At 68.6% G+C, this 20,066-nt stretch carries 17 protein-coding genes and 2 pseudogenes; 18 read left to right on the top strand and 1 reads right to left on the bottom strand.

Translation table 11 applies throughout. The annotated features are described in order from the left end of the window. Positions 1-86 precede the first annotated feature (86 nt). The 17 genes and pseudogenes from ACFYT9_RS14555 (at position 87) to ACFYT9_RS14475 (ending at position 18,238) form a co-directional block, all read left to right on the top strand. Positions 87-452, top strand: coding sequence for a YraN family protein (locus tag ACFYT9_RS14555; protein ID WP_387274812.1), 366 nt, complete (start codon positions 87-89; stop codon positions 450-452). Further along, positions 452-2,065 (top strand): YifB family Mg chelatase-like AAA ATPase, encoded by a 1,614-nt coding sequence (locus tag ACFYT9_RS14550; RefSeq protein WP_389163527.1) that lies wholly within the window; start codon positions 452-454, stop codon positions 2,063-2,065. The genes ACFYT9_RS14555 and ACFYT9_RS14550 overlap by 1 nt, the downstream gene beginning before the upstream one ends. After that, positions 2,062-2,481: a hypothetical protein gene (locus tag ACFYT9_RS14545; RefSeq protein WP_389163525.1), complete on the top strand. Its 420-nt coding sequence runs from the start codon at positions 2,062-2,064 to the stop codon at positions 2,479-2,481. The genes ACFYT9_RS14550 and ACFYT9_RS14545 overlap by 4 nt, the downstream gene beginning before the upstream one ends. Beyond that, positions 2,450-3,901 carry an integrase gene (locus ACFYT9_RS14540; RefSeq protein WP_389163522.1) on the top strand — a complete coding sequence of 484 codons (1,452 nt, stop codon included), beginning with the start codon at positions 2,450-2,452 and terminating at the stop codon, positions 3,899-3,901. Before ACFYT9_RS14545 ends, ACFYT9_RS14540 begins: the two co-directional genes overlap by 32 nt. Beyond that, positions 3,898-5,715 (top strand): hypothetical protein, encoded by a 1,818-nt coding sequence (locus tag ACFYT9_RS14535; RefSeq protein ID WP_389163519.1) that lies wholly within the window; start codon positions 3,898-3,900, stop codon positions 5,713-5,715. The genes ACFYT9_RS14540 and ACFYT9_RS14535 overlap by 4 nt, the downstream gene beginning before the upstream one ends. Then, positions 5,712-7,919: a hypothetical protein gene (locus tag ACFYT9_RS14530; protein ID WP_389163516.1), complete on the top strand. Its 2,208-nt coding sequence runs from the start codon at positions 5,712-5,714 to the stop codon at positions 7,917-7,919. Before ACFYT9_RS14535 ends, ACFYT9_RS14530 begins: the two co-directional genes overlap by 4 nt. Beyond that, positions 7,916-8,452 carry a hypothetical protein gene (locus ACFYT9_RS14525; RefSeq protein WP_389163513.1) on the top strand — a complete coding sequence of 179 codons (537 nt, stop codon included), beginning with the start codon at positions 7,916-7,918 and terminating at the stop codon, positions 8,450-8,452. The genes ACFYT9_RS14530 and ACFYT9_RS14525 overlap by 4 nt, the downstream gene beginning before the upstream one ends. Positions 8,453-8,520: 68 nt before the next feature. After that, positions 8,521-8,727: pseudogene (locus ACFYT9_RS14520) on the top strand (DNA-processing protein DprA); the annotation flags it as partial. Between the two features lie 124 nt (positions 8,728-8,851). Continuing rightward, positions 8,852-10,240 carry a site-specific integrase gene (locus ACFYT9_RS14515; RefSeq protein ID WP_389163510.1) on the top strand — a complete coding sequence of 463 codons (1,389 nt, stop codon included), beginning with the start codon at positions 8,852-8,854 and terminating at the stop codon, positions 10,238-10,240. 56 nt (positions 10,241-10,296) lie between these two features. Next, positions 10,297-12,141, top strand: a complete 1,845-nt coding sequence (locus ACFYT9_RS14510; RefSeq protein WP_389163507.1) for a hypothetical protein — start codon at positions 10,297-10,299, stop codon at positions 12,139-12,141. After that, positions 12,138-14,288 (top strand): hypothetical protein, encoded by a 2,151-nt coding sequence (locus tag ACFYT9_RS14505; RefSeq protein ID WP_389163505.1) that lies wholly within the window; start codon positions 12,138-12,140, stop codon positions 14,286-14,288. Before ACFYT9_RS14510 ends, ACFYT9_RS14505 begins: the two co-directional genes overlap by 4 nt. After that, a complete protein-coding gene (locus ACFYT9_RS14500) occupies positions 14,285-14,716 on the top strand; it encodes a hypothetical protein (RefSeq protein WP_389163502.1) in 432 nt (143 codons plus the stop codon). The genes ACFYT9_RS14505 and ACFYT9_RS14500 overlap by 4 nt, the downstream gene beginning before the upstream one ends. Before the next feature lie 106 nt (positions 14,717-14,822). Continuing rightward, positions 14,823-15,194, top strand: a complete 372-nt coding sequence (locus ACFYT9_RS14495) for a hypothetical protein (RefSeq protein ID WP_389163499.1) — start codon at positions 14,823-14,825, stop codon at positions 15,192-15,194. Further along, complete coding sequence (locus tag ACFYT9_RS14490; protein WP_389163497.1) at positions 15,191-15,730, top strand: hypothetical protein; 540 nt, start codon at positions 15,191-15,193, stop codon at positions 15,728-15,730. The genes ACFYT9_RS14495 and ACFYT9_RS14490 overlap by 4 nt, the downstream gene beginning before the upstream one ends. A gap of 123 nt (positions 15,731-15,853) precedes the next feature. Continuing rightward, positions 15,854-16,546: pseudogene (locus tag ACFYT9_RS14485) on the top strand (DNA-processing protein DprA); the annotation flags it as partial. A gap of 238 nt (positions 16,547-16,784) precedes the next feature. Further along, entirely contained in the window at positions 16,785-17,618 is an 834-nt protein-coding gene (gene whiG / locus ACFYT9_RS14480; RefSeq protein WP_376603338.1) for an RNA polymerase sigma factor WhiG, read from the top strand. Positions 17,619-17,671: 53 nt separating this feature from the next. After that, positions 17,672-18,238 carry a TetR/AcrR family transcriptional regulator gene (locus tag ACFYT9_RS14475; protein ID WP_387274858.1) on the top strand — a complete coding sequence of 189 codons (567 nt, stop codon included), beginning with the start codon at positions 17,672-17,674 and terminating at the stop codon, positions 18,236-18,238. Positions 18,239-18,455: 217 nt separating this feature from the next. On the opposite strand, the gene ACFYT9_RS14470 is transcribed toward ACFYT9_RS14475, so the two are convergent. After that, entirely contained in the window at positions 18,456-18,905 is a 450-nt protein-coding gene (locus tag ACFYT9_RS14470; RefSeq protein ID WP_376600597.1) for a murein hydrolase activator EnvC family protein, read from the bottom strand. Positions 18,906-19,160: 255 nt separating this feature from the next. Between ACFYT9_RS14470 and rpsB the strand changes: the two genes are divergently transcribed. After that, on the top strand, positions 19,161-20,057 hold the full coding sequence (rpsB, locus tag ACFYT9_RS14465; RefSeq protein ID WP_389163494.1) for a 30S ribosomal protein S2: 897 nt from the start codon (positions 19,161-19,163) through the stop codon (positions 20,055-20,057). The last annotated feature ends 9 nt before the right edge of the window (positions 20,058-20,066 follow it).

Raw genomic sequence — 20,066 nt, 5'->3', positions numbered from 1 at the left:
GCGGTCCTCCGCGACCACCCCCTCGTCCACAGCCCCGCACACGCCCAGGGCCCCTTCCGTCACAGTCGGTGACGGAGGTGGTCCCCATGAACGCGACCCGAGCACTCGGACGGTACGGAGAAGAGCTGGCAGCCCGCCGGCTCACCCTCACCGGCCTGCACATCCTCGCCCGCAACTGGCGCTGCGGCCGCACAGGAGAGATCGACATCGTCGCCCTGCACGGCGACACCCTCGTCATCTGCGAGGTCAAAACCCGACGCATCGGCCACTTCGAACACCCCATGGCCGCCGTCAGCACCCGGAAGGCCGCCCGCCTCCGGCACCTCGCCCACTGCTGGCTCGACCGCACCGGCACCCCACCACCCGCCGGCGGCGTCCGCATCGACCTCATCGGCATCGTCCTGCCCCGCCGCGGCGCCCCCGTCCTCACCCACGCCCAGGGGGTGGCCTGATGGGATTCGCCCGCACCTGCTCCGTCGCCCTCGTCGGCGTCGAAGGCGTCGTCGTCGAAGTCCAGGCCGACCTCGAACCCGGCGTCGCCGCCTTCACCCTCGTCGGCCTCCCCGACAAGAGCCTCAGCGAAAGCCGGGACCGCGTCCGCGCCTCCGTCGTCAACTCCGGCGCCGAATGGCCCCAGAAGAAACTCACCGTCGGACTCAGCCCCGCGTCCGTCCCGAAAAGCGGCTCCGGTTTCGACCTCGCCGTAGCCGCGGCCGTCCTCGCCGCGGCCGAACGCATCGACCCCCGCTCCATCGCCGACCTCGTCCTCATCGGCGAACTCGGCCTCGACGGACGCGTCCGACCCGTCCGCGGCATCCTCCCCGCCGTCCTCGCCGCCGCCGACGCCGGCTACCACCAGGTCGTCGTCCCCGAACAGACCGCCGGCGAAGCATCCCTCGTCCCCGGCGTCTCCGTCCTCGGCATCCGCACCCTCCGCCAGCTCATCGCCGTCCTCACCGGCGAACCCGTCCCCGACGAGGACCCCACCGAACAAGGCCGCCCCGACGCCATGCTCGCCGGCCTCCTCGTCCCCGGCGCCGGCATCGGCACCGGACTCGCCCCCGACCCCGGCGAAGGCCCCGACCTCGCCGACGTCGCCGGCCAGCACACCGCCCGCCGAGCCCTCGAAGTCGCCGCCGCCGGCGGCCACCACCTCCTCCTCAGCGGACCACCCGGCGCCGGAAAAACCATGCTCGCCGAACGACTCCCCGGCATTCTCCCGCCCCTCAACCGCCAGGAATCCCTCGAAGTCACCGCCGTCCACTCCGTCGCCGGCATCCTCCCGCCCGGCGAACCCCTCGTACGCCGCGCCCCCTACTGCGCACCCCACCACTCCGCCACCATGCAATCCCTCGTCGGAGGCGGAAACGGCATCCCCCGACCCGGAGCCGTCTCCCTCGCCCACCGAGGCGTCCTCTTCCTGGACGAAGCGCCCGAATTCTCCACGAAATCCCTCGACGCCCTCCGCCAGCCCCTCGAATCCGGACACGTCGTCATCGCCCGCACCGCCGGAGTCGTCCGACTCCCCGCCCGCTTCCTCCTCGCCCTCGCCGCCAACCCCTGCCCCTGCGGCCGCCACACCCTCCACGGCGCCGGCTGCGAATGCCCGCCCTCCGTCATCCGCCGCTACCAGGCCCGTCTCTCCGGCCCCCTCCTCGACCGCGTCGACCTCCGCGTCGAAGCCGAACCCGTCACCCGCGCCGACCTCCTCGGCCAAGGCCGCCGAGGCGAATCCACCACCACCGTCGCCGACCGCGTCCGCGAAGCCCGCGCCCGCACCACCGCCCGCCTCACCGGCACCCCCTGGACCCTCAACAGCGAGATCCCCGGCCACGAACTCCGCACCCGCTACCTCGCCGCCCCCGGCGCCCTCGCCCACGCCGAACGCGACATCGAACGAGGACTTCTCACCGCCCGCGGCCTCGACCGCGTCCTGCGCGTCGCCTGGACCATCGCCGACCTCGCCGGACACGACCGCCCAGGCCACGACGACATCGCCCACGCCCTCGAACTCCGCACCGGCATCACCCGAGGCGTCCCCCTCACCACCGGAGACCGCCCATGACCAGCCACCCCACCGACCCACTGCTCCCCAGCCCCACCCCCGCCCCACCGCCGGCCGCCGGCCCCCACGACACCGAACGACTCGCCCGCGCCGCCCTCACCCGCATCATCGAACCCGGCGACGAACAAGCCGGCCACGCCCTGCGCGCCCACGGCGCCACCACCCTCCTCACCCTCCTCCGCGACCCACGCGAACCCCCACTCCCCGACATCGGCACCCGCCGCCTCGCCGGCTGGCGCCACCGCGCCCGCACCACCACACCCGAAGCCGACCTCGACCACATCACCCGCCTGGGCGGCCGCTTCCTCATCCCCGGCGACTTCAACTTCTGTAGACATACTCTGTGTTGCCCCAGGCCGGGTTGCGACGGAGAGGTTCTGTGTTGTGGGCGAGTGGTGGCTCTTCTGGACGGGTGACGGGGGTACGCCGGGGGAGGGCGAGGTACCTGGGTGGGGTGATCTGCCGCAGCGGGAGAAGGCGCTGAGGTTCCGCGACCGGCAGCCGATTCTGGTCTCGCCAGAGGGGAGGGTTGATCCTCGACTGAGCAAGATCTTTCGACGGTCGGCGTTCTCCGCCAAGGCGGAGGGGACTCAGGAGACCTACGCGCCGATCTACCGGGTGTTCTTCACGTTTCTTTGGCAGCGCGGCCTGAACTGGGACGAGGCAGTGCCTGAGGACGTGGAGGACTGGGAGGAATGGCGCCGTCGGGCTGCGGCGAACCCGGAGAAGATCGGCGGCGCCACCTGGGCCAAGGAACTGGCGGCCCTGACGCTCTTCTACAAGATCGCTTGCGGACAGGGGTTCGTGGAGGTCAACCCGGTGCTGATGCGTTCGGTTCGCACGCCGGACGGAGGTGAGGCTGAGGTTGCGGAACTGGCGCCGAACGACGTGGTCTATTCCGATGTGAAGTGGCTGACGCCGCGGGCCTTTCGTTTGTGGCGCAACGTGGGCCTGGGCGGCATGATGCCGAACGGTCTGGAGGACGGCACATGGCGGGGCCGGCTTGGCGGGCGTGATTGCGCCTTCGCTGACTTGACGTATTCGAGCGGCATGCGCCGTCGCGAGGCGGGGACGATCCTGGCCTGCGAGATTCCCAAGCTCGGCCGTCAGAACTACTACTCGGGGAAGGTGGGACACAAGGTCGCCAAGCGGGCTGGGCACACGTTCTACGCCAGTCACGCGGCTCTGCAGAGGGTGGAGGGCTACCGGCTGAGCACGCGGGCAGAGGCGGTGCGGGTCGCGCAGGCTCGGGGTGCGTACGACGACCTGCCGGGCCAGAGGATCATCTACAAGGTCACGAGGCGGAGAAGCGTCTTGTGGACCGAGCGGGACGGCCGCCGGGGCGAGGGATCCCTGGACACGCTCACGGCAGCGGACCGGCTCAGGCTCTACATCCGTACCGAAGACGGTCTTGAGCCCGCGATGCTGTGGTTGACGGAGAGCGGCATGCCGTTCTCCTACAAGAACTGGACCAAGGTCTTCGAGCGGGCGAGTGACCGCTGCGAGGTTCTGGGGCTCGACGTGTTCGCCACCCCGCACATGCTGCGGCATTCGATGGCTCTGCGGGTTCTGGTGTCGCTGCACAACGCGCTCGACCGCAGGCTGGGCCTGACGCCGGCTGAACGCAGGCACTACGAGGACGTCTACGGGCCGGTCTGGTCGATGGTCAAGGACATGCTCGGACACAAGAACGAGCAGGTCACCAGGGACATCTACCTTGAGCCCGTGAGCGGGCTGCAGCTGGATTCTCTCCTCAACGACGAGGACAACCCGGTCGACGCGGAGAAGATCGCCGAGCTGGCGGCCCGCACTGGCCTGATCCTGGATGCGGCGTGAAGGGGCCGGGGCGGGGGCGGCGGGCGGCCCTGCCTCCGGAAGGGTGGGAACGAGAGGCGGTTCTCGATCCGACGGGCCTGGTCGTCCGGGCGGTCGGTGAGAAGGGCGAGGACCTGGGCACCTGGGACTTCAGCGATGCACCCGGGCCTGAAGGTCTGCGTCTTGAGCTGGTGGAACTGCTGGCCCGGCACGGCCGGGCGCGTTGGACCAGCGAAGCCACTTACGGGACTGCGTCGAAGGTTCTGCGCAAGCTTTTGCGAGACGCTGCGGCGGCTGAGCCGCCGATCACTGCGGTTGACCAGATCAATGTGTTCTGGTGGAAGTCCTGGAGCCAGGACGTCACCAGCCGCCGGTTCTTCGGATCGGTACTTCAGGCGAGTTCGCGGCTGCCGGCCGAGACACGCTCCTTCATGGCCGTTCCGCGCCGCAGACCTGTTGCTGAGAAGAAGAAGGAGGCGCCGAAGCGCGCTCACTCGAAGGCGGATCTGAAGACGGTCCGTGACGCAGCCGCCGCGACGGTGCGGTCGGCTCGCTTGCGCATCGAGAAGAACGTTGCGCTCATGGAACGGTGGCGCGACGGGGCACTGGCCGAGGGGAGCCCGGACTGGGCCTGGGGGCAGATGCTGGACCACATCAGTCGCACCGGGGACGTTCCGCGCTACGAGGGCAAGAACCGCGTCCTGGCCAGGGAGACGCGGCGTCTGATGGGCGATGAAGGCGTCGCGAGCATCCTTGCCAGGCTGTTTCCTACGGTCCAGGAGATCGGTGCGGCTTCTGTGCTGCTGATCGTTCATGAGGGCTGGAATCTGTCCGTGCTGCGGAAGATGAAGGTGCCGTCGTTTCCGAACGCGGACGGAGATTCCGCCTCGCCGGCGGTTCACCGGCTGGCCACGGACAAGGCCCGTCGAGGCAAGAGGCGCCGCCATAACAGCAACAATCTCGTCGATGCGGGGGAGGGCAGCAGCGGCTGGGCGATGAAACAGATCCTGGACCTGACCCGGCAGGCCAGGCTGACCCTGGAGAAGCTGGGACGGCCCAGCCCGATGCTTCTGCTCGCCCGGCGAGGGCGCGGTGGACCGGAGAATCTGGGCTCGCTGCGAGACGGCAGTGCTCTTGAGCAGGCGATCGTCGACTGGGCACGTGGCCAGCGGGCGTCGGGAGTCCGCCTTCCGCCCAGGATCAGTGCTCAACCGCTGAGGCACAGCGCTCAGGTCCATCACGGCCGGGCCCGGAACAACACCCCGGCCACTCAGGACAAGGACTACCTGCTCAAGGACGAGGCGGTCCGCGAGGACTCACGTGACGTCGTGGAAGCTGGTCTGGTCAAGGCTGTCGAGCATGCCCGGGAACGGGTGGAGATGCGGCTGGTCGCTCAGGCCACCGGCGACACGGAGTACGACGCCGAGCAGGTCGCCAAAGCCGCGGGCGTCGACCGCGAGACCGCGATGAGCATCGTGAAGGGGCGGCTGAAGACGCCGGTCGCCTCATGCGCCGACTACGAGAATTCCGACTTCGGCCCGGCCGGGAAACCCTGCGGGGTCTCCTTCCTGCTGTGTTTCGCCTGCCGTAACGCGGTGGCGACCGCGCGTGACCTGCCGCGGATCGTCTATCTGCACCGCGTCATCGAGGGGCTCCGCTCGACGTTGACGGCGGCCGCCTGGGCGGCCGACTGGCAAGGCCATCACGACCGCGTCTCCGACTTCCTGAGCAACTACACCAGCGGCGAGGACGGCAGAGCGGAACTTCTGTCCACCCTGGCCCAGGCGGACCGCGACCTCATCGACCGCATGCTCGACCGGAGGCTCGATCCGTGACCTCGACCGCCTTGGCCGACGGCATTCGCCTGGCCGATCCGGCACCCCACGACCTGGTCCTGCCCGCTCACCGGGTCCGTTCCAACATCCCCGAGGACCAGTTGCCCCGTTTCCGGGACCTGACCTGGCGTCTTTCCTGCATGACTCACAAGGACACGGTCAAGCCCGAGATCGTCAACTGGGCCCGCTGCCCAGAGCCGCTGCGGGCCTCGCTGATGCGGGTGGGCTGGGCTGTCATGAACATCCCCGCCCCCGAGGTGCTGCTGCGCGAGACCGCTTCCCGGAAGGTGATGTCGCCCAGGGCCCTGCGGCTGACGTTCAGCTTCTGGATCGACTTCGCCGACTGGCTCGTGAAGCGGGGCATCACCGAACTCGCCGCGGTGACCGGAGAGGATCTGGGCGAGTACGCGGAGCACATCCGAACCTATGGAAGATCGTGGGACCACGACCAGAGGGCGGCGAAGACCCTCACCCGGATCTGGGGATACGCGCCGTTCCTGCTGTCACAGGACCGCCTCGTGATGCCTCCCTGGGAGGATCCGGCAGCTGTCATGAGCGACTTCCTCGGCACGAAGGACACCCCGAGCGACGGCGAGAACAACATTCCGATTGTCCACCCGGCGGTGATGTCGCCTCTGCTGGTTTGGTCGCTGCGGATGGTCCTCGACCTGGGGCCGGACATTCTGGCCGCCTGGCGCGAACGCCGCCGCTTGCTCGACCGCACCCAGGAGGCATCGCCCCGCGGGGACAGCCAGGTGGTCGTCGACTACCTGAAAGGGCTGATCGCCCAGGGCAAGCCGTTGCCGGGATTCTCAGGCTTCCAGGAAGACGCGATCAAGGCCAGCGTCAGGTCCCGGGGCGGCAAAGGAATCCTGCCCTCCCTCAACCGTCAGTTCATCGCCGGCACCCTCGGGGTCCACGCCGACCAGGTCACCGTTGCCCAGCGGCGCCTTCGGCACGAGCTGGAGCCCCACCATTTCGGCCTGGACGCCCCCCTCGACGTCCCGATCACGAGCCGGATCGCGGACCGGCCCTGGACCGATTCGCTGGACTTCGACGAGATCACCTTCCTGGTCCTGCACCTGTCCACGGCGTCACTGATCACAACCGCGTACTTGTCCGGAATGCGTCCCGAGGAAGTGCTGCACCTGACCAGAGGCTGCTGCACGCGCGAGGAACGCGAGGACGGCACCTCCCGCTACAAGATCACGGGACGGCACTTCAAAGGCGTCACCGACGACGAGGGCAACGCGATTCCCGAGGGTGAGATCCGCCCCGATCCCTGGGTGGTCCTCGAGTTCGTGGCGCGGTCCATCGCCGTGGTCGAGGAGTTGGAGAGCGGCGACCTGCTCTTCTCCCGCAGCTTCTCCAGGGGGCACCGGCCTTCAGCAGAGGGCGGTGACGCAGTGCCCAGTGACATGGCCACCAAGCGCATCGCGAGCTTCATCACTTGGGCGAACCAGCAGGCCATCCGCCACGACCGCCCGCACGAGCTGATCCCGGAAGACCCTGAGGGCCCGGTCGTCCTGCGGCGGTTCCGGCGAACCATCGCCTGGTTCATCCACCGCCAGCCAGGCGGACGCATTGCTCTGGGAGTCCAGTTCGGCCACGCCGCGACGTTGATCGGAGAGTCGTATGCGGGACGCTCGAAAGCGGACATGCTCGAGCTCCTCGACTTCGAGAAGGGCCTGGCCCTGGCTGACGCCCTCGCCGAAGCGCGCGAACGCATCGCTGATGGCGAGAGCGTCAGCGGGCCCGCAGCCGGCCGCTACATCTCCGCCGCGACAGAGTTCGAGAACCGATACGCCGGCACCTACCTGGGCAAACGAGAACTCCGGGCCCTGGTGAAGAACCCGAAACTGCAAGTCTATGAAGACCCGAAAGCCCTCCTGACCTGCAACTTCGATGCCTTCAAAGCCCTCTGCGACCCCGACCTCGAACTCGGCCAGAGCAACACCGGCAGACGACGGACCCCCGATCGGACCCGCTGCCAACTGGCCTGCCCGAACATCAGCCGCACCGACTCCCACATCGCGAGCATCCAGGCAGAGATCGACAAGATCGACGCAGACGCCGCAGCCGGACTCGACCCCTATCCGATCGCACGCCGGGAGCAACAACGGCGAGCAGTCTTCGTCGAGATCATCGAGCGGCACCAGAGCAGCGCGATCCCAGGCAGCCCGAGCAGTGAGAAGACCCGATGAACCCGGTCCAGAACCCCGATGCAACGACGGAACCCGCCACCGAGGGAGAACGAGGAGGTCAGGCTGCCATCATCGCTGAAACAGTCGGAGCGGTCCTCGCCCACGCTGCCGACGCCCTCCAGCAGGGGACCGACGCTGATGCCGCAGAGATCCAGATGATCACCGATGCCATGGTCCGACTCCTGGTCGGCGCACCGCTTCGTTCCGACGGAAAGCTCACGATCAAGACGTTGGCCGAGGAAGCCGGCCTGCGGCGGAACAAACTCACCCACAAGCACACCGGCCTCAAGGACCTCTTCTATGCCCTGGTCAAGGCCCAGCAGAGCCCGCCACGGCCGTTCACCGACAAAGAGCGAGAGGTGCGCGACAAGCAGAAGAAGGACCTGGCCCGGGTCCGAGCAGAACGGGACAGCCTCCGCACCAAGATCCAGCAGATGGCCCGGATCATCCATGTCCTCGAGGTCGAGAACCACCAACTCAGGGAATCCGCCGGAGCCGATGGAGTCGTCCGCGTCATGCCGAACCGCAACTGACACCGACTCGCTTCGGCGCTGATACGCTCCAGACTTCAGGCTGAGGCAACACGCTGAGACTGTCCCCAGAACCCGACTGGCCCACCCAACTCGACGACCTCGGCGACACCCGACCCATCGGCCTCTGGACCCGAGGCCCCGCCACCCTCCGCACCTGGGCCCTCCGCTCCGTCGCCCTCGTCGGAGCCCGCGCCTGCACCCCGTACGGCGCCCACACCGCCGCCGACCTCGCCACCGGCCTCAGCCGCCACGGCTGGATCGTCGTCTCCGGAGCCGGTAGCGTTCTGTATCCAGTAACCGTTGTTGCCAAGGCTCGTTGTCACTCACGTGGCGGAGTTGGAATCGAGTGCCCAGTGTTGGCAGCTTCATAGGCACGTCCCGAGTCGTACGGCGGATGCCGTGGCCGAGTTGCTCGGCGAGGTCCTGCCCGGCCGTGCTGGTCGCACGGGGAACCCGGACGTACAGGACGGTCAGCGGTTCGTGATCGGCCCTGACGGCCGGCCTGATCTGCGGGTGAACTGGTGCCTGGGCTCGGCGAAGTGGCGGCGGCTGGCCTGGCGTACGCAGCGGGACTACGCGTACTCGCTGTCGGTGTGGCTGAACTACCTGATTACCGTCGGCGTGAACTGGTGGGACGCCGACCACGAGGTGGCGTCCGAGTTCCTGTTCTGGCGCGTGACGGACCCCGCGAACGAGGACCCGGTGGAGACCGGGACCTTCGCCCGCGACCTGGCCGGGCTGAAGAAGTTCTACAAGCTGGCCGCGCGGTTCGGGGTCCTTGACCCTTTCGCGGACATGGACGCGCCCAGCATCGTCCGGCACGCGGACGTCAAGTGGCTCGACCCGGGCGGTTATGCCCGTTGGGTTGATCTGGGCATCCGGGGCCTCGACCTCCAGGGCCGGCCGGACCCGTGGTGGAAGGGCCGCAACGATCAGCGGGACCGAGCGTTCTGCGACGGCCTCTACGGCAACGGCCTGCGCGTCTCGGAGTGGGCCAGCGTGGTGCTACCCGAGCTGCCCGCCTATGACCGGAGGCGGGGCTTCTTCACTTGTGAACTCGCCGAGGCCTGCGCGAAGGGCGGCTACGGGCACAAGTACTGGATGCCCAGGTCAGCCCTGCGCGGGGTTCTGAGTTACGTCGAGGGCGCCCGGGCGGCAGCGGTCCGCCGGGCGCAGGCTGCCGGCCGCTACGAGCGGATTATCGGCCGGCGCACGGTGTTGGCTCTTCACGGCATGCACTCGGTGACCATGTCCTCGGCTGACGGCGGTTCCCGGAAGGAGGAGTGGAACGATGTCGGGCCGCAGACCCGGAAGCTGCTGTTCCAGCAGACCGACCAGGGGCTGGAGCCGGTGGCTCTGTGGTTGAACGAGGACGGCCTGCCCCGCGACGGCGGCGGCTGGGAGCACACCTTTGACGTCGCGAACAAGCGGATCGAGTCGCTCGGCCTGGAGAACTTCAGCTGCACGGCCCACATGCTGCGGCACTCCTTCGCGCTGAGGTGGTACTCGGTTGGCAAGCTGATCAAGTACTCGCGGCTGGGGCACCTGACCGAGGACGAACAGCGCGACTTCCGTGAGGAGGTCGGCAACACATGGCATCTGGTCCAGACGATGCTCGGACACCGCAACGTCGAGACGACCAAGAACGTCTACCTCGGGCCCTTCAAGACACTGGAGGTGGAGGTCCTGCTGGCCCACGCTGACGACTTCCCGGTCGCCTCGTTCATGGCCAACGTGTTCGCCGAGCACCCCTGGGTCCGCACCGATCCGCTGGCGGTTGCCAAATGAGCCGGCGGGGACGGAAGGCATCCCTGCCGAAGGGGATCAGGACCCGCCACGGCCTGATGACAGCCGAGGACGGCCGCCGGATCGTCCGCTGCTACAGCCAGGACGGGGAGGAGCGCGTTGATTACGACGTGTCGAAGTTGGCCATGCCCGGGCCCCTGCGCGAGGCGATGATCGCCGCTCTGGTCGCCCGCACCACTCCCGGCGAGGGACTGACCTCTCACCACTCCTTCAACAAGTCCTACCGGGCCTTGGTGGAGTTCGACCGCTACCTCACGGCGCTGGAGACGGCGCCGCAGAGTGCAGCCGAGATCGCCCCCAAGCAGTTCGACGGGTTCTACGACCACCGCAAGGCGGAAGGCATCAAGACCGCCCGCCATGAACTGGTGGAGGTGCGGCAGCTACTGCTGCGAACCGCGGGCATCAGCGACGCTCTGGCGGGCCGGCTTGCCGGCGTGATGCCGTCAAGACCCGACAGCGAGCCGGCTCACAGCTACAGCCGGGACGAGCTGAAGAGGATCGCGCAGGCGGCACGGACCGCGTTGCGGGCGGCGGAGGCACGCATCCGCGGCAACCGTGAACTGCTGGCCCAGTTCCGCGCGGGAGACCTCGACGTCAGTGATGACATCCATCTGCGGCGACGCCTGCAGATCCTCGACCATCTCGACCGTGTCGGTGACGTCCCCCGCCGGATGCGCAAGACCGCCGGCAGGGTTCAGTTCGCCCCTGAGACCTGGGTGATGTCGAAGGGCACGATCCCGGACGTCGTCGGATGGCTCTATCTCAAGCCGGAGGAGATCGCAGCCGCGGCGGTGCTGTTCGGTGTCATGACCGGCCAGAACCCGGAGCCGATCTTGAAGATGACGGCCGCCCACCACCGGGCCGACGGCGGTGTCGGACCGGGCACCGCGATCGTCGGCCTGCGCAAGCCACGTCGGCAGAGCCGGGCCTACATGGATGTGGCGTTGTCGGAGGTCCCGGACTGGATCAGCATCCCGCAGAAGCCGAATGAGCTGGCCACCCGGGACATCCTGCACACCCCCTTCGGCCTCTACGTGATGGTCCACGACCTGACGGCCCAGGCCAGGCGCTTCGCCGGCGGCAACCGGCTCCTGGTCGCCTACATGTCCAGCGGCGGAGGCCGCAGCGGCAAGGGCCGGGGCTGGCGCCCGATCCCGACGGACGGAGCCCTGATCAGCAAGCTCGGCAGGACCTGGAACCTGCCCTCGGACGAGACGGACGACGAGGACACTCCGCTGCCGATGCAGCCGCTGAGGCTGGAGACGCTGCGGATCACCTACATCGAGCTCCACCAAAAGCCCGTCGCCCACACTGAGCGGACGGCCGCGACCCGCTACCTGGTCCGCAACCGAGGCAACATCAACGAATACCGCAAGGTCGTCGCCGCGACTTTGACCTCCGAGGTTGCCAAGGCAAGGGCCCGTTCCAAGATCATCGCGATGACTGCCGAGCAGGTGGCCGACGCCCAGGCGAACCTCGAAGAGACTGCCGCCGAGATGGGCCTGGAGCCGGCCGTGCTCAAGCGGATGCTTGCGGGAGAGCTGGACACCGTGCTGGGAGCCTGCACCGACAACACCGGCGGCGCCTACAACCCGGGGGAGCCCTGCCGGGCCTCGTTCCTGCTCTGCCTGGACTGCGAATGCGCCAGGGCCCTGCCCCGCCACCTTCCCCTGCAGGTCCTCGTCCACGACCGGCTCGCCGAGCGACGCGAGCAGATGGACCCCCTGCAGTGGGCCGGCCGGTTCGCAGGCCCACACGCGCAGCTGGCCGACCTGCTGGACCAGGCCGATGAAACTGCCGTCGAGGACGCCCGCCAGGCGGCCGGGCCGGCCGAACACAAACTCGCCGATCGCCTGCTGAACAGAGAGCTCGACATCCGATGACATCCCCCGCCCCGATCACGCTCAGCGAGCCCGAAGGGCTCCCGGAGGGCACCATCTGGCCGGGCCCGGACACGCTCGTGCTGATGAACCGCCAGATCAGGCAGGACACCGACCCGGCCCGGCTGTCCCGGTTCGCCGACAACCGCTGGGAGCTCAATGAAGGGATCTTCGAGGACCATGCACGTTCCCAGTCCCTGAACTTCGAGATCGTCCCCGAGCCGCTGCGGCTGGCGGCGAAGCACTACGTCTGGCAGCTGATCAACCATCCAAAGGCCCGCACGCTGCGGCGTTCGAAGAAGGGCCGGGTGGCCCTCCACTCGATCGAGATCTGCTTCTACGGCGCCCTGCAGCATGTTCTGAAGTGGCTCGCGGACCAAGGGATCACCGAGTTCTGCCAGGTCACCGACGACATGCTCTGGGACTACCTGGACGCCCTCGACGCGGACAACGTCGCCACCAGCAAGCGCTACCGGCGCATCAACGAGGTGAGACGGCTCTGGATCCAGCGCGACCTGCTGCCGTTCTTCCTGCGACTTCCCGAGGCCCCGCCCTGGGACGGCGAGGACACCCAGGTCCTGCTGGAAAAGACCCGCAGCGACCGCGAGAACCGCACGAAGCGGATCGGCGAGCACACCATGCAGACCCTGCTGCGATGGGCCGTCCGCTTCCTGGAAGACTTCAGCGAGGACATCCTGGCCGCCTGGGACGAGCACCGGACGCTGATGGCCCGGCGCCCCGAGCACATGCGAGGCAAACGGCGCCGACGACAGGCCGGCGAGCTACAGGCCGACGTCGCCGCCTACATCGACCGGCTCCGGAGCCGCGGCGAGAGCCTGCCCGGCACCCGACGGGACGACGGAACCCTGGAAGTCGCCTGGCGACACATCGCATCCCAGCTGAACTGCGCGCACTCGTTCGAGATCACGGCATCCGGACGCATGATCATGGAATCAGGGCTGCCCATCGGCGAGGGCGTCTATCTCGACACCCCCGTCACCGCCGAGCTCGACGGGGAGCCCTGGCATCCGCGGATCTCGTTCGACGAGGTTCCGCGGCTGGCCCGGCTGCTGAGCACGGCCTGCTTCATCGTCGTCGCCTACCTTTCGGGCGCCCGTGTCGGCGAGGTCCTCAACCTGCGGCGGGGTTGCATCCGCCTCGACGAGTCCACCAGCCTGTGGTTGATGGAGGGGCTCTACTTCAAGGGCGCCGAGGACGAGGACGGCAACAAGATCCCGGAGGGAACCGTCCGCGAGGAGCCCTGGGTGGTCATCGAGGTCGTCGCCCAGGCGGTCGGGATCCTGGAGAGGCTGCACGAGAGCCACCTGCTCTTCCCGAACCGGCTCAAACCGATCAAGCAGACGCCCGGCAAGGAACCCAAACGCCGTGGTGAAGCCCGCTCGGACCGGACCATCGCCGAAGATCTGGCCAAGTTCACCACCTGGGTCAATGAACGCTGCCAGCAGATGGGCCGCAAGGACAGCATCCCGGCGGACCCCGGCGGAGCGATCGCCCCCAGCCGTTTCCGGCGGACGCTGGCCTGGTTCATCCGGCGCAAGCCCCGCGGTCTGATCGCCGCGTCGGTTCAGTACGGACATACCTACACCAGGATGCTCCAAGGCTATGCGGGCTCTTACGAGGCCGGATTCCTGGATGACTACGCTTATGAGGACTGGCTCTTCCGGATGGAGGGCATCGCTGAGGACGAACGACGCCTCCTCGAGGGAGAGCACGTCAGCGGGCCCGCCGCCGACGCCTACCGCTACCGCGTCCAGGCCGCCAGCCGCGAGTTCGCCGGCCGCGTCCTCACGAGCGAACGGCAAGCCCGAGACATGCTCGGCAACCCGCTGCTGCAGATCCACCATGGCGAGGGCATGACCTGCGTCCTCAACCCCGCCGTCGCGGCCTGTCAGCTCAGAGGATCCGCGGACGACCCCATGGTCACTCCCGACGTCGACGACTGCCGGCCCAACTGCCAGTGCCTCGCCCGCACCGACCGCGACATCGAGATCAACAAGGAACGCGCAGCCGAACTCGCCGAGATCGTCGCTGACCCCCTCGCCCCAGTGATCCGTCACGCGCGTGAGCAGCACGAACTCGACCGTCTCCTCACGATCATCGAACACCACGAGCTCGGAGCCCGCACATGACCGTCCTCCCCCTCGACAGTGAGCAAGATCCAGTCCGCCGCGACATCATTGCCGCCATCAACCGCCTTCTCGCCGGCACCCCACACCGATCGAACGGCCGCCTCAACGTCAGCCAGCTGGCGATCGAGGCCGATGTCAAACGCTGGCACCTCACCCATCAGCACACCGACCTCAAAGATCGATTCCAAGATGAGGTTGCCCGAGCCGAGGCGAAGCGTGCTGCCTCTGTCAGGGTCGCCGACGCCTACGAGGGCCTCAAACAGGAGAACGCCGACCTGCGGCAAGAGGTCCGGCACCTGGAAAGCCGCCTGAAGATCTACGCGACAGCCCTTAACCAGCTCGCACTGGAAAACGCCGCCCTCTCCGGGCGCGATGCCGATGCTGCCAAGGTCAGGACGCTGCCGCGGCGCCGCCAGCCCCTGCCCTGAACAGGGACACATTCACCGCATGCGGACTGGCTGGCCAGGGGGGAGATCGTCTCGAAGCGGCCCGCGAGCACTGCCCCGGCGCCAGGGAGCCCGATACTCTGGACTGGTGAGGGCGAAGTCGAACGACGACCTGAGCCGGGCGGAGAGTGTCGCCCGGTCTGTCAGTCGCGCCTCCAAGACGATCGTCTGGGGCATCAGCAAGCCCGGAAAGACCAACACGGCGCTGTTGACCTATGCGGGTCGGCGGAACCAGAAGAACGTGGTCAAGGGCTCTGAGCCAGCCAACAGAAACATCACCAAGGGCGGGGCCGACCCCAGGCTGAAGGCGAAGAACAGGCTGCAGAAGCAGGTCAGGAAGGTCAAGCGGACGCTGATCGAGCAGATCAAGGCGCCGATGACGGCGGCAGAGGCCCGCACCCTGACCAAGGCACTTCACGCTGCAGACCGTCCGACCAGGAAGCTGCCGCCTCGCCCGTGACCCTCTTTGTCATCTGGAAGATCGCGAACAAGAAGCAGGACGCCTCGGGTCTGGCGGCGTTCAAATGCGCGATCAAGCGCCCTCCGAGAGATCGGGCCTTCTCCTGGGAGCGTGAGGTCGAGAAGTACTTCCACAAGGAAGCCTGGGCCGACACGAACGCCTCCAGTCACCTCGGTCAACGCTTCCGCATCGCCGACGACGGTGAAGGCATCGCCGCCGCCTACACCCATGCGCGGATGGCCGATCAGCCTGACTTCACGCCGCCGGCCGGAGAACAGACCAGGCTCCTTGTCATGCTCGGCATCGCAGTCCGCCACCGCGGCCAAGGCGGCAAGTTCGCCGACGAAGTCCTCCTGGATGCTCTCTACGACATCTTGGACTCAGAACCGGATAGCGCGAAGATCAACGTCTTGGCCAAGGTCCACATGCACAACGTTCCGAGCCAGAAGATGCTGACAAGGGCGGGATTCCAGCAGAACACGACAGGCACCACTACCAAGCCCCTCGGCTGGTGGAGCCTGACTCTGGAACGCTGAAGCGGTCACGTTCAGTCACTGTTCGCAATGCAACATGACTGTTGCACAGCTTGCTCCTAGCGACTCCATCCTGAACAGGGCACTTGGCCGCCAGACGCCTAATGGCGCCCGATGCCCACTGGCGGAAGAACCTACGGCATCGACGGCGCCGCCCACCGAGGCGCCCTCGCCGCCGGCGGCGCCACCGCCGCAGTCCTCGCCAGCGGCGTCGACACCCCCTACCCCCGAGGCCACAGCGGACTCCTCGACCGCATCGCCCACCAAGGCATCCTCATCGGCGAACTCCCACCCGGCAGCCACCCCACCCCCAGCCGCTTCATCCTCCGCAACCGCGTCATCGCCGCCCTCACCCGCGGCACCGTCGTCGTCGAAGCACAGCACCGCAGCGGCTCCCTCGTCACCGCCCGCGCCGCCACCCGCCTCGGCCGCCACACCATGGGCGTCCCCGGCCCCGTCACCAGCGCACTCTCCGCCGGCGTCCACGAACTCCTCCGCGACGGGGCCACCCTCGTCACCGACGCCGACGAGATCGTCGAACTCGTCGGAGCCATCGGCGACCTCGCCCCCGCACGCCGCGGCCCCGTCCTCCCCCGCGACCTCCTCCACCCCGCCACCGCCCAGGTCCTCGAAGCCCTCCCCGCCCACCCGCCCGCCCCCACCACCGAGATCGCCCGCCGCGCCGGCACCACCCCCGACGACGCGCTCGCCCGGCTGTACGAACTCCACGCCCTCGGTCACGCCGAGCGGGACGGTGACGGATGGAGGTTGACGAACACCGGCAAGCCGGCGTCGAACGCGCGGCGAGGCGGTCCTTGACCCGGTGCATACGGGTGAAAAAGTGAGCCGATGAGCAACCGAGTTCCCCCGGCCGCATCCGCGGGGCCGACACGCGCCACGCCCCCGTATCGAAGATGTGGCCGACCACGTCCACCCGGACCGGCGCGATCCGCTCCCGTTCGCTCACCGCGACACCGCACTCACGCTACGCTCACGAGCATTCCCCACAGGACCACCGGACCGACGCACCCGACAGCAGAACGGCTCAAGGCAACGCATGCCCCAGCACACCTCCGGGTCTGACCGCGCTGCGGTGCCCCCAGCAGCCCGGGGCACCGTGCGGCCACCCGCGCCGACCTCCCTCGACGAGCTGTGGCGCTCCTACAAGGCCACCGGTGACGAGAGGCTGCGGGAGCAGCTGATCCTGCACTACTCGCCCCTCGTCAAGTACGTCGCCGGACGCGTCAGCGTCGGCCTGCCGTCCAACGTCGAACAGGCGGACTTCGTCTCCTCCGGGGTGTTCGGCCTCATCGACGCCATCGAGAAGTTCGACGTCGAGCGCGCCATCAAGTTCGAGACCTACGCCATCACCCGCATCCGCGGCGCGATGATCGACGAACTCCGCGCCCTCGACTGGATCCCCCGCTCCGTGCGCCAGAAGGCCCGCAACGTCGAGCGCGCCTACGCCACCCTGGAAGCCCAGCTCCGCCGCACCCCCAGCGAGAGCGAGGTCGCCGCCGAACTCGGCATCCAACTGGAAGAACTCCACGCCGTCTTCAGCCAGCTGTCCCTCGCCAACGTCGTCGCCCTCGAAGAGCTCCTCCACGTCGGAGGCGAGGGCGACCGCCTCTCCCTCATGGACACCCTGGAGGACACGGCCGCCGACAACCCCGTCGAGGTCGCCGAGGACCGCGAACTGCGCCGGCTCCTCGCCCGCGCCATCAACACCCTCCCCGAGCGGGAGAAGACCGTGGTCACGCTCTACTACTACGAGGGCCTGACCCTGGCCGAGATCGGCCACGTCCTCGGCGTCACCGAGAGCCGCGTCAGCCAGATCCACACCAAGTCCGTCCTCCAGCTTCGCGCCAAGCTTGCCGACGTGGGGCGCTGACCCCACCCGACCGGTCGTACAGTGGAGCCGTGCCCAGGATTCGAGCGGCCTCCGTGGCCGAGCACCGGACCATGCAACGCGGCGCCCTGCTGGACGCCGCGCGATCGCTGCTGTCCGAGGGCGGGACGGAGGCGCTGACCTTCCCCGCACTCGCCGAGCGCACCGGCCTCGCGCGTTCGTCGGTCTACGAGTACTTCCGCTCCCGCGCCGCCGTCGTCGAGGAACTGTGCGCGGTCGACTTCCCCGTCTGGGCCGCCGAGGTCGAACTCGCCATGGCCGACGCGGACACCCCCGAGGCCAAGGTCGCCGCCTACGTCCGCAAGCAGCTGGAGCTCGTCGGCGACCGGCGCCACCGCGCCGTCGTCGCCATCTCCGCCGGAGAACTCGACGACGGAGCCCGCGAGAAGATCCGCGCCGCCCACGGCGGTCTCGTCGCCATGGTCGTCACCGCCCTCGCCGACCTCGGCATGACCGAACCCCGCCTCGGTGCCATGCTCCTCCAGGGCGTCGTCGACGCCGCCGTCCGCCGCATCGAACTCGGCGCCGCCGAAGACCCCGACAGCATCGCCGAAGCCGCCGTCACCATGGCCCTCCACGGCGTCACGGGCCCCAACACCTGACACACCTGCCCCCTCCCGTCCTCTCCGCCCGAACCATGGGGCCCCCTCCCCCCTCCCCCCCGCCCCCACCCTCCCCACCCCCCTCCGTGCGTTCGACTCAGCTCGACTAGGCCAGGCACGCCTCAGCCGGCCACGACCAGGCCGGGCACGACTAGGCCTGTCCCGGCTCAGCTCGACTCGACCGGGCTCGACTCGGTCCGGCTCGGCCCGGTTCCGTTCATTCCGTCAACGGGAGCAGTCGTGACGGTGACCTCCTCAGCAGTGTCAGCGGGTCGAGGTACTGGTCGCCTCGGAGGAGGCCCCAGTGGAGGCAGGAGCGGGGGCAGTGGGTGCCGGGGGCGACGGTGGCGAGGGGGTCTCCGGCGCGGATGTGGTCGCCGGTGCGGGCCAGGGGGGTGACGGGGGTGAAGGTGGTGCGGAGCGGGGGTGTGCCGGTGCCGGGGAGGGTGAGGGTGAGGGTGCCTCGGCCGCCCACCGGGCCGGCGAAGGTGACGGTGCCGGTGGCGGGGGCGTGGACGGTGGTGCCTTCGGGGGCTGCCAGGTCGATGCCGCGGTGGCCTGCGGCGTAGGGGCCGGCGGGGGGTTTCCAGGGGCGGAGGATGTCGGGGGCGGGTGGGCCGAGGGGCCACCAGAGGGTGAGGGCGAGGAGGAGTGTCGTCGTGTGCATGGGGTGAGCGTGCCCGGTGCGTACGGTCGGTGACGGGGGTGGCGGGTTTCTGTGGACAACGGGCGGCCTGTGGACGGTGCCGTCACCCGGCGCTCCCGGGGTCCCGTACACTTCCTATGGCGACCCGGGTCACCGGGTCGACTTCGCACGCCCCGCCACTCGTCTCGCAGAGCACGGTGGCAGCGCCTTTCGGTCCTTCGTGGCACGGCGCGCCGGGGCGTCAGGAACACAACCGAGAAACCCAAGGAGATGGCCATGGCCGTCGTCACGATGCGGGAGCTGCTGGAGAGCGGCGTCCACTTCGGTCACCAGACCCGTCGCTGGAACCCGAAGATGAAGCGCTTCATCTTCACCGAGCGCAACGGCATCTACATCATCGACCTGCTCCAGTCGCTGTCGTACATCGACCGCGCCTACGAGTTCGTCAAGGAGACGGTGGCCCACGGTGGCTCCGTCATGTTCGTCGGTACGAAGAAGCAGGCCCAGGAGGCCATCGCCGAGCAGGCGACGCGTGTCGGCATGCCGTACGTCAACCAGCGTTGGCTCGGTGGCATGCTCACCAACTTCTCGACCGTCTACAAGCGTCTGCAGCGCCTCAAGGAGCTTGAGCAGATCGACTTCGAGGACGTCGCGGCCTCGGGTCTCACCAAGAAGGAGCTCCTGGTCCTCTCGCGCGAGAAGGCCAAGCTGGAGAAGACCCTCGGTGGTATCCGCGAGATGCAGAAGGTGCCGAGCGCCGTCTGGATCGTCGACACCAAGAAGGAGCACATCGCCGTCGGCGAGGCTCGCAAGCTCAACATCCCGGTCGTCGCGATCCTCGACACCAACTGCGACCCCGACGAGGTCGACTACAAGATCCCGGGCAACGACGACGCGATCCGCTCCGTCACCCTGCTCACCCGCGTGATCGCCGACGCCGTCGCCGAGGGCCTCATCGCCCGTTCCGGTGCCGCGACCGGTGACTCGAAGCCGGGCGAGAAGGCCGCCGGCGAGCCGCTCGCCGAGTGGGAGCGCGACCTGCTCGAGGGCGAGAAGAAGGCCGACGAGGCCGGTGCCGAGGTCCAGGCCTCCGCCGAGACCGAGAAGGCCGTCGAGGCCGAGGTTGAGGCTCCGGCCGCGGCCGAGGCTGACGCTCCGGCCGAGCAGGCCTGACCCTTCCGC

It is taken from the genome of Streptomyces sp. NPDC004435, assembly GCF_042873895.1.
Lineage (GTDB): Bacteria > Actinomycetota > Actinomycetes > Streptomycetales > Streptomycetaceae > Streptomyces.
This window is presented reverse-complemented; position numbering and strand designations above follow the sequence as displayed.

Excerpts from the sequence above, each read along its gene's own strand:
- ACFYT9_RS14555 (WP_387274812.1), top strand. The coding sequence starts at position 87 with ATGAACGCGACCCGAGCACTCGGACGGTACGGAGAAGAGCTGGCAGCC.
- ACFYT9_RS14550 (WP_389163527.1), top strand. The coding sequence starts at position 452 with ATGGGATTCGCCCGCACCTGCTCCGTCGCCCTCGTCGGCGTCGAAGGC.
- ACFYT9_RS14545 (WP_389163525.1), top strand. The coding sequence starts at position 2,062 with ATGACCAGCCACCCCACCGACCCACTGCTCCCCAGCCCCACCCCCGCC.
- ACFYT9_RS14525 (WP_389163513.1), top strand. The coding sequence starts at position 7,916 with ATGAACCCGGTCCAGAACCCCGATGCAACGACGGAACCCGCCACCGAG.
- ACFYT9_RS14510 (WP_389163507.1), top strand. The coding sequence starts at position 10,297 with ATGACAGCCGAGGACGGCCGCCGGATCGTCCGCTGCTACAGCCAGGAC.
- ACFYT9_RS14505 (WP_389163505.1), top strand. The coding sequence starts at position 12,138 with ATGACATCCCCCGCCCCGATCACGCTCAGCGAGCCCGAAGGGCTCCCG.
- ACFYT9_RS14500 (WP_389163502.1), top strand. The coding sequence starts at position 14,285 with ATGACCGTCCTCCCCCTCGACAGTGAGCAAGATCCAGTCCGCCGCGAC.
- whiG (WP_376603338.1), top strand. The coding sequence starts at position 16,785 with ATGCCCCAGCACACCTCCGGGTCTGACCGCGCTGCGGTGCCCCCAGCA.
- ACFYT9_RS14470 (WP_376600597.1), bottom strand. The coding sequence starts at position 18,905 with ATGCACACGACGACACTCCTCCTCGCCCTCACCCTCTGGTGGCCCCTC.
- rpsB (WP_389163494.1), top strand. The coding sequence starts at position 19,161 with ATGGCCGTCGTCACGATGCGGGAGCTGCTGGAGAGCGGCGTCCACTTC.